Genomic DNA, 13584 nt, shown 5'->3' with positions numbered 1-13584 from the left:
AGTTATCTTTAGGCACCGGGCTGGCTGAAGAGCCCACCGGAGGCAATCTCCTGCGGCGGTATCTTGCCCAGGTGGCGGTATGCCATCTCGGTAGCCTCGCGGCCACGCGAGGTGCGCTTAATGTAACCTTCCTGAATCAGGAAGGGCTCGTATACTTCCTCAATCGTTTCGGCCTCCTCGCCACAAGCCGTCGCGATGGTAGAGAGCCCCACAGGGCCGCCTTTAAATTTATCGATGATGGTGGTAAGGATACGGTTGTCCATGTCGTCCAAGCCGTTCTGGTCTACGTCGAGCGCGTTCAGGGCAAACTTGGCAATCTCCACGGTAATCGTGCCGTCTCCTTTTACCTGGGCGAAGTCGCGGGTGCGGCGCAGCAGGTTGTTGGCAATACGGGGCGTACCACGGCTGCGGCGGGCAATTTCAAACGCGGCATCCGCATGTATAGGCGCACCCAGCAAGGCCGACGAGCGCTTTACGATCGAAGTCAACAGTTCGGCATCATAGTACTCCAGGCGCGAGTTAATGCTGAAGCGGGCACGCAGTGGGGCCGTAAGCAAACCTGAGCGTGTGGTTGCGCCGATGAGCGTAAACGGGTTCAGGCTGATTTGCACCGAGCGGGCGTTCGGACCGGAGTCGAGCATAATGTCGATCTTGTAATCCTCCATGGCCGAGTACAGGTACTCTTCCACCACCGGGTTGAGGCGGTGAATCTCGTCGATGAACAGCACATCGTTCGTCTCCAGGTTGGTGAGCAGGCCCGCCAAATCACTTGGCTTGTCCAGCACCGGGCCAGAGGTCATCTTGATGCCAGCATCCAGCTCAGAGGCGATGATGTGCGAAAGCGTCGTTTTACCCAATCCCGGAGGGCCGTGCAGCAGCACGTGATCCAGCGCCTCACCGCGGCGCTTGGCCGCCAGCACAAATATCTTCAGGTTCTCCACCACCTTGTCCTGCCCCGCAAAATCGTGGAAACTGAGGGGGCGGAGTGCCTTGTCTATGTCGCGTTCAACCGGCGTTAAGTGCTCTTTGTCGCCAGTCAGGTAATCTTCTCTCATACGTATACTTCTTCTTCCTAAAAGCGCTTTTGCTGCTCTTAAAGATAACAGTTTTTGCCGCTGATTGGCTCCATTTATAGAAACGAAGTTACGCTTTTTTGCTAATTATTTTATAGTTCGCAAGCATAAATCTAATCAAATTAGCAATTGATATCAATAAGGATTTGCAGGATTAGAGGATAAACAGAATTAGTTCTGTAAGGTATAAAGTATGGACAGGCTGTTGCTACGTAGCCCTACACGTGATGATGAGTTTGTAACCCGACTGGCTTGAAAAGCCATACTTGCATAGCCGCGGCTATACTTGTTACATTACCTGGCGCAAGCGTCCGCTTATGCCGTAGACTGCTGCAGCCATACTTGTATAGCTACAATTCTGTAACCTGAATCAAGCTGTCTTTTATAGCTGCCGCTGATCCTCCAGCTCCCAAATACCTATTGTTCCACCTTTGGCGTTGGAGCGCTCACGGCTGGGGTAGGGGCCCTATATGAGCGAGGCCACGTCCTCGGGCATCGCGCCGGGCCCTTTTCTTTGCTCGCTGGCGCATCGCAATCCCGCTCCCGCGGGACCGAAAAACTCCAAAGGCGCTCTTTTTCGAGGGCCCCTACCCCCACCCAAGGACTGGAATCGGTTCAGCTAGCCACTGCTTTTGCAATGCAATAAAGGCTAAGTCCCCCTTTGAAGGGGGTAGGGGGATGTTTTACTCCTCCAGACAATTCCCTTTGTAGGGACAGGTCGCGACTTGTCCGCTGAACAGCAGTTGCTACAGCGCTTATACTTGAGTAAAAGTAGCACCACCACTCCCTCCCCTGTTTTTAGGAGGGGGTTGGAGTGAGGTAAATTCCCCTCCTCGGAGGGGCAGGGGTGGGTTAATACAACAGCAACTATACTTCGGCGAAACCAACAGCAGCGTTCCCTCGCCTCTGGGGGAGAGGGCTGGGTGAGAGGCTCACTACAGCTACTCCTCGAAAAAGTTTATTCGGCAAACCCACGCTTGCGCCAGAAGCAGGAATGCTAAATAAGTATAAAAGGCAGCCACTCCCGCAGCTGCCTCTTTTATACTTTTATCCTCACTCCGCCACCCGAAAAACGAGCAACAGATAACGATCAACGATTATTTAAACGCCTGGATCCCGGTAATGTCAGCGCCTGTGATAAGCAGATGAATGTCGTGGGTGCCTTCGTAGGTGATCACCGATTCGAGGTTCATCATGTGGCGCATGATCGGGTACTCGCCGGTGATGCCCATGCCGCCGTGGATCTGGCGTGCCTCGCGTGCAATGTGCAGCGCCATGTCCACGTTGTTGCGCTTGGCCATGGAAATCTGCTGCGTAGTGGCTTTGCCGTCGTTCATCAGGGTGCCGAGGCGCCAGGCCAGCAACTGGGCCTTCGTTATCTCGGTCAGCATTTCGGCAAGTTTCTTCTGTGTGAGTTGGAAGGCGCCGATGGGTTTGTCGAACTGGATACGCTCCAGGCTATACTTCAGCGCAGACTCGTAACAGTCGATGGCAGCACCGATGGCTCCCCAGGAAATTCCGTAGCGGGCGGAGTCAAGGCAGCCGAGCGGCCCGCGCAGGCCCTCAACGTTTGGCAACAGGTTCTCCTTGGGCACTTTCACGTTGTCGAACACCAGTTCGCCGGTGGTGCTGGCACGCAGGCTCCACTTGCCGTGTATCTCGGGCGTGGTGAAGCCCTCCATGCCGCGCTCCACGATCACCCCTTTGATGCGGCCTTCTTCATTCTTCGCCCATACTACCGCTACCTGGCATTCCGGTGAATTCGAGATCCACATCTTGGCTCCATTCAGCAGGTAATGGTCGCCCATGTCCTTTATGTTGGTGGTCATGCCGCCGGGGTTGGAGCCATGATCGGGTTCGGTCAGGCCGAAACAGCCCAACCACTCGCCACTCGCCAGCTTCGGCAGGAACTTCTTGCGCTGCTCCTCCGAGCCATACTTGTAGATCGGGTACATTACCAATGAGCCCTGCACCGAAGCCGTGGAGCGCATGCCTGAGTCACCGCGCTCGATTTCCTGCATCACAATGCCGTAGCTGATGTAGTCGAGACCACCGCCGCCATACTCCGTCGGGATAGTCGGGCCAAAGGCGCCCACATCTCCAAACTTCTTCACAATTTCAGAAGGGAAATGCGCCTCCTGTGCCCATTGCTCGATGTTTGGTGAGATCTCACGCTTCACAAAATCGCGCATAGACTGGCGCACAAGTTTATGTTCCTCGGTTAGCAGGTCGTCGATGTTGTAGTAATCAGGGGCTCCTGCGGATTCGTATGCCATAGCTTTCGTTTAGTTTTTTTGGGAAAAGGGTATTACGCAAAGATAAAATATTCGGGCAGATGCCGTACACCCAGTAGAATAACTTTGCGTGCCTTTTGTTTCGGGAGGTGCATCCGCCCATACAACAAAAGACTCCATCAGATGACGGAGCCTTTTGTAAAATGTAAGTATAAAATGCCTTATACTTTATGTAGATGCGTTAACCTGCCCCTCCAGGGAGGGGATTTTTACTCGTGCTGATAATTCCCCTCCTTGGAGGGGCAGGGGTGGGTTACTTTTTTATAATTTGCTTGCCTCTAAAACTTAAGCCCTACCGATAGCAGGAAGTTGCGCAGGGCCTGTGGGTAGTAGAAGTTCTCGGTATACTGCTCACCGTAGATGTAGCTGTAGGTATAGCCGTTGGCCGCGTACTTCTCGTTGAACACATTATTTACCAATAGCCCCAGTTCCAGCTCCTTCAGTACGTTTTCAAACTTGATGTTGTAGCGAAGGCGCACATCCCCCACCTGGTAGGCAGGTATGGCGCGACTGTCGTTTTCGGTGTTGTCCAGGTACTGCTGGCTTACGGTTTTGTAAATAAGCGCCGCACGAAGCCCTTTCAGCACCTCCACCTCCAGCTGCGTGGCAGTAACCCAGTCAGGTGAGAAGGCGATGGTGGTTTCGCGGAAATCCGTTCGTACTTGGTCGCCGGTTTCGTAATCATCCAGGAACTCGCTGAAGCCTTGAATTTTATTCTCGCTGAAGGAGATGTTACTGCGCAGGCTGGCACTGGTACCTAAACGCAGCGCACCTGAAAACTCAACGCCCTGCCGGTAGCTCTTGTCAATGTTAGTACGGGTGTAGGCGCCCACATCGTTGATCTGCCCCGTCAGCACCAGTTGGTTCTGGTAATTCATGTAAAAGTAATTCGCCTCCACATCGGCCGTTATACCTTGCCCAAGAATCTCGCCCACTCCAAACATGCCGCGGTAGCCTGCCTCCACATTGCGGAGCGTCTCGTGCTTCGGCCGGCTCTCAGGCGTCGATTCGGTAAAATCGTCGCGCACGGGCTCGCGGTTACCCACCGCAAAAGAAGTATAAAACTGGTGCTCCGGCTGCAGGCTGTAAGTAATGCCCGCTTTTGGGTTCCAGAAGGTAAAGTCTGCCGTTTGGGTGATGTTGTCGCCGTCGTTGTCAAAACCCAGGAATTCATACTTCACGGTGCGCAGCTGCAGGTCCCCGAACAGGCTCAGTTTGTCTGTAAGGCCGTAGCTGGCTTTGGCGAAGATGTTGAAATCCGTCTTTTGCCCGTCGTTGTCGTAGTACCTGTCGCGGATGTTGGAGGTGGAGGCGTAGCGTGCCCAGATGATCTCACCAAAGTGGCTGCCGTCGTACCTGTTCCAGGCACCGCCCAGGGTGGCATTCAGGCGCTGGTTCGGGTTGTACTGCAGGGCATAGGTGGCGCCGTAAAAATCATTGTCGAGCCAGCGGCGGCGGATAAGGTCTGATGTGGAGATGACTTCACTGCCTATTTCCACATTTGGCAGGCCATAGTCCTCCAGGTCATCCTCGGCACGAAACTGCTCATAATAGCCGCGCCCGTAAGTATAATGCAACGCACCCGAAAAGCTTAATCCCGGCACAAAGTCATGCGACAGGTGCAGCTGGTAGTGGTCCTGCTGGTAGTTGTCTGTCTCGTTGTCGTAGGTGTAGTAGTTGTAGGTGCGGCCGGAGCGTAGCAGGTTCTCGCGGTCGCTGCCCTCAATGTAGTTGCGGTCGATGTAATCCTTCAGATCCTGCGCGTTGCCGTATACCAGCGCCTCAGGGGTGCCATACCAGGCCTGGTACGTTTGCTCCTGCCCCGAAAAGGTAATGAACTTCACCGTAGTTTTATCACCGTAGTAGCCTCCGGCGAAGTAGAGCGACTTCAGGTCGGAGGAGGCACGGTCGATGTAGCCGTCTGACTTAATCCGGGACAGGCGTCCGTCGAAAGCGAATTTCCCGTTAATCAGCCCAGTACCGAAGCGAACGTTGTTTTTCCAGGTGTCGAAGGAGCCATAGCTGTTGTCGGTTTCGGCGTAGGCCTCGCGGCGCACCCGCTCCGTCTGTATGTTTATACTTGCACCAAAGGCACCTGCCCCGTTTGTGGAGGTGCCCACACCGCGCTGCACCTGTATGTCCTGCACCGACGAGGCGAAATCAGGCATGTTCACAAAAAACACCCCGTGGCTCTCAGAGTCATTTACCGGAATACCGTTTACCGTCACGTTAATGCGTGTGATGTCGGAGCCCCGGATGCGGATGCCGGTATAGCCCACGCCTGCGCCCGCATCAGAGTTTACCACCACCGATGGCGTCTGCTCCAGCAGGTAAGGCAGGTCCTGCCCAAAGTTGCGCTCCTCAATTTCCTCACGGGTCACGTTGGTGAAGGTGGTGCCCGTTCTTTCGTCGGCACGGGTGGCCTGCACCACCACCTCGCTTGCCTGCAGCGCCTTCGGCCGCAGCGTAATGTTCAGATCAGTATCCTGCTGCAGGTTTACGTTTACGCGTTGCTCCTCAAAGCCCAGAAAGCTCACTTTTAACGTATAGGCGCCGGCTGGCAGGTTGTTGAAGGAGAAGGAGCCGTTAGTGCCCGAGGTGGTGCCTGTTTGCGTGCGCTCCAGCACAACAGTTGCGCCTGCAAGGCCCTCTTTGGAGGTGGCGTTGCGCACGTGTCCGCTCAGTTGGTACTGAGCCAGCAGTTGCAACGGCAGCAGCATCGCTACCACGGCAATAAGAAATTTGTTCATGATACTGTAAAAAGGAAAGTTCGAAAATGCAGGAATGCCAGGGGTATGCAACCTGCCACATTTCGTTCACCGTGTTTTCCCTTCGCCGGCATTACCCGGATCAGGTTCAATGGGTATGATCTCAGCCCGTTTTATTAAGGCACCCCTAAACTGCCGCAAAGATAGGAGGAACTATACTTAAATCAAAACTTAGATTATTTATACTACGTAATCACATCACCCTCACCAGCTAAATTGCCACTAAATTTTAATGCTGATGGATAACCACTTAGCCGAAAAGTACGTTGTAAAACATAACTAAGGCACATTATACTTAGCCGCTTGGCGCAAGGATTTCTGCCTTAAGGGAAGATAAGCAGAAGTAGAAATTTAAAGTAGAAGTAGAATGATGATCAGTATATTATACACAGTAGCCCTGTTAACCATATTGGCCTATTACGCCTTTGCCCCGCGCCAGAAATTTAACCGCCCACCATCCACCGACAACGACGATGACGGGGGTGAACCACTTGGAGACGACCTGCCTGACCTGGACCTGCCACCGGGCATCTCGCTGCCAATCAACGACTATGAGCCAAAGTATGACATCAGAAGAATAAAAGTACCCAAGTTCCCGGAGCCATCGCTACACTGAACTTCCACTTTTCCAAAACAAAGAATCCCCGGCCGCACACAGTTTGCATAGCCGGGGATTCTTCTTTTTATACTTGCTCCGCTGCTGCTTCAGCCTTTCGGCAACACAGGCCTTACGTTTTGGCTCCGGCCTGTTTACAGCACCGTAATGCTGTACGTGCGCTCAAACGATTGCCCCGGGGCCAGCTTGTTTATTCCCTCCTTCTCTTTCAGTTCTCCGCTTTCGCCCACACTGCCTGCAATGCCGCACCAGGGCTCGATGCACACATACTCGGTTGTGTTTGGCTTCGCCCAAATGCCCAGGAACGGGAAATCCTCAAATGCCAGTTCAATGCGGCGGTCATGGTGCGTACTGCCCAGTTGCACCCGCTCCGACTGCAGGTACTTCAGCACAATGGCGTCTTTGTCGAAGTACGCCGGGTCCAGGGGAATTCGGTTGCCACGCTTAGCCAGCAACTCCGTTTCTCCGCTTAACAGGCCCTGGTCGTTGAGCAGGTGGCGGCGCAGCGTTTCTTCTTTCTCAAACGCGATAAAGTAGTCCTCATACTTCTCGCCAGGGTAAAAAGGCACCCTGAAGCCGGGATGTCCGCCCACGGAGAAATACATAGCCAACTCGCTGGTGTTGGTAATGTGGTATGAAACAGACAGCGTGCTACCGTCCAGCGTGTACGCCACCAAAAACCTGAAATGGAATGGGTAGTGCTGCAGCGTCTCCTCATCCTCGGTGAGTTCGAACACCAGCTTGTCGTGCTGCTCGTCTACCAGCTTAAATTCCTTGCGGCGTGCAAAACCGTGCCGCTTCATGTCGTAGGTACTGTCCTTGAAGGTATATTGCTGGTTTGGCAACTCGCCCACAATGGGGAACAGGTTAGGCGCGTGGCTTGCCCACACGTCCGTGTCGGCCTGCCAGATCAGCTCAAGCTGCTCATCTTTCTTGATGAAATGGTGTAGTTCGGCGCCAACTGTATCGACGCCCGCTTTATAGTTATCGTTCTCGAGGAAGTATAGCATAATCAATTAAGTTTTTTGTTTTCATAGCGCAGTGCCTCCACCTGCCGGCAGGCCTGCAACAGTCGCTCCTCCCGCTGTCCCTGTATTTCTACAAAGGGTACCTGCAGCGCCTGCAGTTCGCGTTTATACCAATCGTAGAAGAACTGGCGCAGGTGCGGGTGCTCGCGTTGCGGGTCAGGCTCCCAGGGCAAATCAACGCCCATCAGCAGGTAAAGGTTATACTCCTGGGCCCGCAGTTTCTCTTCTACCCACGCGGGGCAGTGGCCAAAGGCATGCTCACTCCAGACTTTGAGCACCAGCATATCGGTATCGGCAAAGAGCAGGCCCGTTGCCTTTTGCTCCAGCTGCTGCTCCAGGGCCTGTTGCCCCTTGGCAATGGCTTCTATGTCGGCCAAGGTATAGGGCCTGCCCAGGTTGCCCACATAGCTGCGCGCATACTCCGGCACCCAAACAGTATCATACTTCTCCGCCAGTTGTGCCGCCAAGGTAGATTTACCTGTAGACTCCGGCCCGGTAATCGCTATTTTCAGCATGGGGTAAAGGTCGTAAATACAGTGATAGGATGCACGGAAACTTAACGGTCTATAAAGCACAAGGGGTGCCGGAGACTTTTCTCCGGCACCCCTTCCTACAATAAAGCACCCCCTAATGCTTATTGTTATTTAACGCTTACTGTTTTTTAAGAAGCTTTATAGTTTTGGACCCATTTCCATTAACAACGCGAACCAGATACATTCCTTCCGGTAAGTTGCTGCCGTCTACTTCAATCTTATTTACCTCACCCTGTTTGGCTGTACCAGACTTCAGTTCCCGCACTAAACTTCCTTTCAGGTCATAAAGGTTGACTACAAAATTTCCATTACGCTCAGATGTGAACTCTACTGTAGCATTGTCATAGAACGGAACAGGGTAAGCGGTAAGAGACTTACTCTCTTTCATCTCACTAGTAACTTGTATCGACTGAACAGAGGATTGGGTTTGGGTAATAGTCGCTACCTGTTGGGTACAGCTAGCAGTTGTGTAGTTGTTACAGTCAGTGGCAGAAGACACACATCCTGTTACATTATCTTTCACAGTAATGCTAAATCCGGCGCCAGCAGCTAAGCTGCCAAACACAGGGCTAGCCTGATAAGCCCCTCCGTTGTTACTATAAGAATAACGGTTAGGTTCCGCCTCTGTGTTTAACGGACAAGTAACTGTAACAGTGGCAGTGGCAGGCCCGCACAAGCTGGCATCTACTATAGCTACTGTAGGTGCAGATGGTGGGTTCGGAATGGCGTTTATAGTTTCCGTGGCAGCTGGCGATACGCAAAGGCTAGCATTCTGGGCTTTTATGGAATGCACACCTTGGGTAAGGCCTGTATAACCGCCTGCAGGATAGTCGGCATATGGTCCTCCATCCAGGCTAAACTTTAAACCAGTGGTGCTGGAAGTAATAACAATCTTGGCCGCAACTGTACAGGTAGGCTGCGTTACTGAAAGCACTGGCGCAAGCGGTGTAGGAGGCTGAGCATTCACTACCTTTGTTACGCCATCAGAAATACACACCCCACTCTTCGACCTGATAGTGTAGCTACCAGGAGTAAGCAGATCGAAAATCCCTGTAGTATTAGTGAAGTCTGCAGGATTAGTGCTGTTGATACTGAAACTTAGCCCTTCAGTTGAAGAAGTTACGCTGATTTTTCCGGTGGCTACCGTACAGGTTGGCTGATCCACATCTGCTGTTGGAGCAGCGGGGGTAGGAGGCTGGGAGTTTAACGTTCCGGTAGTTGGAGCAGAGATGCAGCCCCCGCTGTTTTTTACCCTAACACTATAAGCACTTCCTGCCGCCAGATTAGAGAAACTTGTGCCGGTTTGCCATGTGCCGCCGTTCAGGCTATATTCTAAGCCTGTTCCTACCGGGGCCGTTACTGTCACACTTCCTGTAGGAACGGTACAGGTTGGCTGCGTTGGAGAAAGTGTTGGTGCCACAGGGGCGGCATTAATTACAACAGTTGCAGGCGTAGTCTTTTCACAACCATTTGTAGTGTAAGTGTATGTTACGGTGTAGGTGCCGGGTATACTGATAGCCAAGTTTATTTCTCCTGTAGTAGCGTTTAAAACTAAACCTGTAGTGCTACTATATGTACCATTTGCTACGCCTGTTTGAGTGACTGTGGCAGTTCCTACCGGGCAGTATGGGCCTCCATAGGCAATTGTAGCGGAACCAAAGTTTATCGTCACAGGTATAGGTTCCACCATGTCTTTAAGTGCCGCTGTTTGCGAGTCGGAGGCTTTGGTCTTTATAAATATGGTTCTGATGCTAAGCGCAGTACATGGATCGGCAATTTCTCTCAAAACTCCTGTTACATTGACGGCTGCTTCTACAAAGGCATATTGAGAGTAACTGGTACTTCCAAAGCCGCGGAAAGGCACGTCTACCGAGCCAGTTCTATTTGTTTCGGCGAAAACCAAGGCACTCAAGTCTCTTGTCGGCAGCACATAGTCGTACACACCGGGTGATACCTCCTGCCAGCGGTAAATCCTGACAATAGGCTTTGACCCTCCGTTGCTGTACTCCATAGAAACTACAAGGTCACCCACCGTTCTGCCGCCTTCAGTTCCTAAAGATGTAAAGCCGTTGCCGGTTCCATTTCTCGTTACAGACTTCTGTAATAGCTCAAAATCGATATAGCTGGTACCGCTTGTAGATAACCGGTCACCGCCTATAACTATCCAATCATTATTGGAGGCATCCCTTGTAACCAAGTACATGGCGTTGTTGATATCGTTTTTATTAGGGGCCTTGCTTACTGACCAGGCCCAAGTACTCGGATCAGCATTAAACTTACTGCCCTCCGTGAAGATTATATCAGCCCTTTCATTGTACGGATCTCTTACAAGTTGAGCATTTACCCCTCCATTAACAGTACCATCATTATTAAATATAAATCCTCCTGAGCCGCCTGGGCCGCTTACCCAGTCACCGATACCACCTTGAGGAGTATTAGCCCTCAAGTCCCCATCGATATGAAATCCACCAGTTGGTGGATTAACAGGAGCAATCTGCGCAAATGCTATGTTACTTATAGCCACAAGCACAGCTATCAATACCATGGCATATCGCCTTAAACCTGTTAACTGCTTTTGTGGAGCGCCCCCGGCCTTACACGTTGAATAACTGATAAAATTTTCCATAAGAACTAATTTTAGATTGTTGATTGACTTGGTTTAGCATGGGAAAAGAATGTGCATAGCTTTCTTGTGCTGCATGAAAAAAGTTCATCAGCTAGATAATTGACTCATTGACAGTGGATGATTGCCTGAATGCAGCTAAAGGAGATGCTCTCTGCCTGGCCTGTTCAGAATGTAGCGCATGAAAAGGCGCAATTCTTTACGAAGGAACGTAGATGGTATGCTCCATAGACGGTGAGATACGTTTCAGAATATATCGGAAGAATCATAATCATCCGCTTTCACGGCTTTGGGAACCGGAACATTTTGCGGAAAATAATTACCTAGGGTATGAAGGCAACTAATTAGGTGGGGGTGCAGGATTTCTTTACCCAGCCTATGTTGGTTTCGGAAACTGTTACTTTTTTTGTTTTCTATAACTTGTTCAAATATATAAATATTCACAAGTAAAATGTAATATATATACTAAATTATTGTATAAAACACATTCCAAGGTGCAGAGGTGGGAAAATTAAAGGTGAATGATTCTTACTTTTGTTAAAAACTTAAAATCATGTTGTAACATACCATTATCCTATTTACAAAACATTCCTATCATACAAAGCTGAGTAAAAAAACTTATATCTCCATTATACAACCAAGATGAAAGGTTAACCGTCACTGCTGTTATCTGATTAAAGAATTTAATCCTACTCACATTAGTGTTAAAACAAGGAGAGGCAGCTTTACAGCTGCCTCTCCTTGTTTTAACACTAATGTGAGTAGGATGTTACTAACTTTCAGAAAAACTGTACCCGTAGAAGTTATACACCTCCACCGGCTTAGGCTTCTTGTTTCCGTATTGCCTCAGCAGAACTTGCTTAGGGCTTTCGTCCGGCGACTCATACCCCCACTTCATCCGGTTCTCAAATTTCAGCTCTTCTGGTAACTCAAGTTTACGTTGTTTCATGTGCTGCTACGTTAGTGGTTATACAAACTACGCCCGGTGGGGTCGCAGCAATAGGTCAGGTTGGTAGGTAAATGTACGTTGTTTGCAACTGGCTGGATTTAAACTTTCAAGCGAGAAAGTATAAATCTAAGGCAAGAATCATGCTTTCAACTCTTAATTTACCCTAAACTTTAGTTCTAACAGCGTTGGCAGTTCTGTTTTGGCGGCTATTCGCCCTCCGCTTCCACTCTACCAGTCCGGCGAAGGCCATAAGCAGCAGCACGAAGTAAAAAACGGAGGTAAACACAAGTCCTTTCACAAAGTAAAGCGGAATAGAAGCGATATTGGTCAGAACCCACCAATACCAGCTCTCTACCTTCTTCCGGGCCATCAGCCACATACCTGTATAGGCGGTGGCGCTGGCAAAAGCGTCGGCCCACGGAATAACGCCTTCGTAAAATGCACCCTTCAGGTACACCAGGCAAAAGTAGATGATGCCGTACAGCACAGCGAAGAACGCAAGTTGCTGCACCCACTGCTTCCGGCTTGAGAAGCTGATGTGCAGCACATGCTCTTCCTGGTTGTTTTTCCTGGACCACAGCACCCATCCATACACACTCAGAATAGTGTAATACACATTTACACTGGCTTCCCCGATCAGGTGGTACTTAAAGCTCAGGTACACATAAATGGTGGTGCTGATGAGGCCGATGGGATACACCAGGATATTCTCTTTTCGGGAGTACCACACACTCACTATGCCCGCCACCACGGCTATGTACTCCAACAGCGAGGTTTGCTGCATACCTGCCAGAAACTGCGCCCACAGTTGTGCTATACTTATATTATCCAGTAACAGCGGGTAGCTTTGTACTAGCGCGGCCGCGAGTATACGTAGTTCTGAATCCATGGTGGCAATTTACAGCACCAAAGCTGTGGAAGTAAACAAAAGCAGGTTAATTTTGGGCGTTGCTGAAACAAAGCGCACAACAGGCCGCTATTTTATACTTGTACCAACCACTCATAAGCAGGAACCATGGACGAGATTACAGTGCAGGAGTTAAAGGAGCGGCTTTCGCGAAGCAGCAACATACAGTTGGTGGATGTGCGCGAGCCTGAGGAGTTCGAGATCTGCAACCTGGGCGGCGAACTTATCCCGCTGGGCGAGCTGCCCAAGCAAGTCAACCGTATCCGCCGCGACATTCCCGTAGTTATGGTTTGCCATCATGGCTTCCGAAGTGCGCAGGCTATGAATTACCTGACACAGCGGCTCGGCTTCGACAATCTTCTGAACCTGAAAGGTGGTATTCATGCCTGGGCTACGCAGGTGGATACAAGTATGGCGACGTATTAAGGATGATTTAATTCATGGAAGACTTGCGGATGGTTTATACTTGATAGCTCAGCTTTCTGTAACTTGAATTAAGCTACGCTACCTAGCTTCCGCTCATCCTCCAGCTCCCATACACTAACTGTTTCATCTCATACTTTGGAGCGCTCACGGCTGGGGAAGGGGCCCTATATAAGCGGGGCCTCGTCCTCGGGCATCGCGCTGTGTATTGAAGCTGCCATCGCTTCGCTGCAGGCTGCCCTTCGGGCACCGCATCACTACAAGGCGCTCTTTTTCGAGGGCCCCTACCCCCACCCAAAGACTGGAATCAGCTCAGGTAGCCGCTGCTGACGGAGCTTCAGCTAAGCTCCCTCTCCTGTTTTTAGGAGAG

General features: G+C 51.0%; 10 protein-coding genes and 1 riboswitch. Of the genes, 2 read left to right on the top strand and 8 right to left on the bottom strand.

Features of this window, described 5'->3' with window-relative positions; translation table 11 throughout:
- Positions 1–8: 8 nt before the first annotated feature.
- The 3 genes from ruvB to A0W33_RS11160 form a co-directional block, all read right to left on the bottom strand.
- The gene (gene ruvB, locus A0W33_RS11170) at positions 9–1055 is read right to left on the bottom strand and encodes a Holliday junction branch migration DNA helicase RuvB (RefSeq protein ID WP_068838214.1); all 1047 of its coding nucleotides are present in this window, start codon (positions 1053–1055) and stop codon (positions 9–11) included.
- 1115 nt (positions 1056–2170) lie between these two features.
- Positions 2171–3349 carry an acyl-CoA dehydrogenase family protein gene (locus A0W33_RS11165; RefSeq protein WP_068838213.1) on the bottom strand — a complete coding sequence of 393 codons (1179 nt, stop codon included), beginning with the start codon at positions 3347–3349 and terminating at the stop codon, positions 2171–2173.
- Between the two features lie 296 nt (positions 3350–3645).
- Complete coding sequence (locus A0W33_RS11160; protein ID WP_068838212.1) at positions 3646–6117, bottom strand: TonB-dependent receptor; 2472 nt, start codon at positions 6115–6117, stop codon at positions 3646–3648.
- A gap of 60 nt (positions 6118–6177) precedes the next feature.
- Positions 6178–6274: riboswitch (TPP riboswitch) on the bottom strand.
- A 228-nt stretch (positions 6275–6502) separates the two neighbouring features.
- Between A0W33_RS11160 and A0W33_RS11155 the strand changes: the two genes are divergently transcribed.
- A complete protein-coding gene (locus tag A0W33_RS11155; RefSeq protein WP_068838211.1) occupies positions 6503–6751 on the top strand; it encodes a hypothetical protein in 249 nt (82 codons plus the stop codon).
- 134 nt (positions 6752–6885) lie between these two features.
- On the opposite strand, the gene A0W33_RS11150 is transcribed toward A0W33_RS11155, so the two are convergent.
- From A0W33_RS11150 to pnuC, 5 genes are all read right to left on the bottom strand, one after another.
- Positions 6886–7761 carry an aldose 1-epimerase family protein gene (locus tag A0W33_RS11150; RefSeq protein WP_068838210.1) on the bottom strand — a complete coding sequence of 292 codons (876 nt, stop codon included), beginning with the start codon at positions 7759–7761 and terminating at the stop codon, positions 6886–6888.
- Between the two features lie 2 nt (positions 7762–7763).
- Positions 7764–8294 carry an AAA family ATPase gene (locus A0W33_RS11145; protein ID WP_068838209.1) on the bottom strand — a complete coding sequence of 177 codons (531 nt, stop codon included), beginning with the start codon at positions 8292–8294 and terminating at the stop codon, positions 7764–7766.
- A gap of 136 nt (positions 8295–8430) precedes the next feature.
- Entirely contained in the window at positions 8431–10938 is a 2508-nt protein-coding gene (locus A0W33_RS20760) for a T9SS type A sorting domain-containing protein (RefSeq protein ID WP_074937228.1), read from the bottom strand.
- Between the two features lie 769 nt (positions 10939–11707).
- Positions 11708–11884: a hypothetical protein gene (locus A0W33_RS20915; RefSeq protein ID WP_157578026.1), complete on the bottom strand. Its 177-nt coding sequence runs from the start codon at positions 11882–11884 to the stop codon at positions 11708–11710.
- 163 nt (positions 11885–12047) lie between these two features.
- A complete protein-coding gene (gene pnuC / locus A0W33_RS11135) occupies positions 12048–12773 on the bottom strand; it encodes a nicotinamide riboside transporter PnuC (RefSeq protein WP_082815201.1) in 726 nt (241 codons plus the stop codon).
- Between the two features lie 126 nt (positions 12774–12899).
- Between pnuC and A0W33_RS11130 the strand changes: the two genes are divergently transcribed.
- Entirely contained in the window at positions 12900–13217 is a 318-nt protein-coding gene (locus A0W33_RS11130) for a rhodanese-like domain-containing protein (RefSeq protein ID WP_068838208.1), read from the top strand.
- Positions 13218–13584 lie beyond the last annotated feature (367 nt).

The sequence above is a fragment of the Pontibacter akesuensis genome (genome assembly GCF_001611675.1).
Taxonomy (GTDB): Bacteria; Bacteroidota; Bacteroidia; order Cytophagales; family Hymenobacteraceae; genus Pontibacter; species Pontibacter akesuensis.
This window is presented reverse-complemented; position numbering and strand designations above follow the sequence as displayed.

Coding starts and splice junctions, on each gene's coding strand:
- ruvB (WP_068838214.1), bottom strand. CDS start 1,055: ATGAGAGAAGATTACCTGACTGGCGACAAAGAGCACTTAACGCCGGTT.
- pnuC (WP_082815201.1), bottom strand. CDS start 12,773: ATGGATTCAGAACTACGTATACTCGCGGCCGCGCTAGTACAAAGCTAC.
- A0W33_RS11165 (WP_068838213.1), bottom strand. CDS start 3,349: ATGGCATACGAATCCGCAGGAGCCCCTGATTACTACAACATCGACGAC.
- A0W33_RS11155 (WP_068838211.1), top strand. CDS start 6,503: ATGATGATCAGTATATTATACACAGTAGCCCTGTTAACCATATTGGCC.
- A0W33_RS11150 (WP_068838210.1), bottom strand. CDS start 7,761: ATGCTATACTTCCTCGAGAACGATAACTATAAAGCGGGCGTCGATACA.
- A0W33_RS20760 (WP_074937228.1), bottom strand. CDS start 10,938: ATGGAAAATTTTATCAGTTATTCAACGTGTAAGGCCGGGGGCGCTCCA.
- A0W33_RS11130 (WP_068838208.1), top strand. CDS start 12,900: ATGGACGAGATTACAGTGCAGGAGTTAAAGGAGCGGCTTTCGCGAAGC.
- A0W33_RS11145 (WP_068838209.1), bottom strand. CDS start 8,294: ATGCTGAAAATAGCGATTACCGGGCCGGAGTCTACAGGTAAATCTACC.
- A0W33_RS11160 (WP_068838212.1), bottom strand. CDS start 6,117: ATGAACAAATTTCTTATTGCCGTGGTAGCGATGCTGCTGCCGTTGCAA.
- A0W33_RS20915 (WP_157578026.1), bottom strand. CDS start 11,884: ATGAAACAACGTAAACTTGAGTTACCAGAAGAGCTGAAATTTGAGAAC.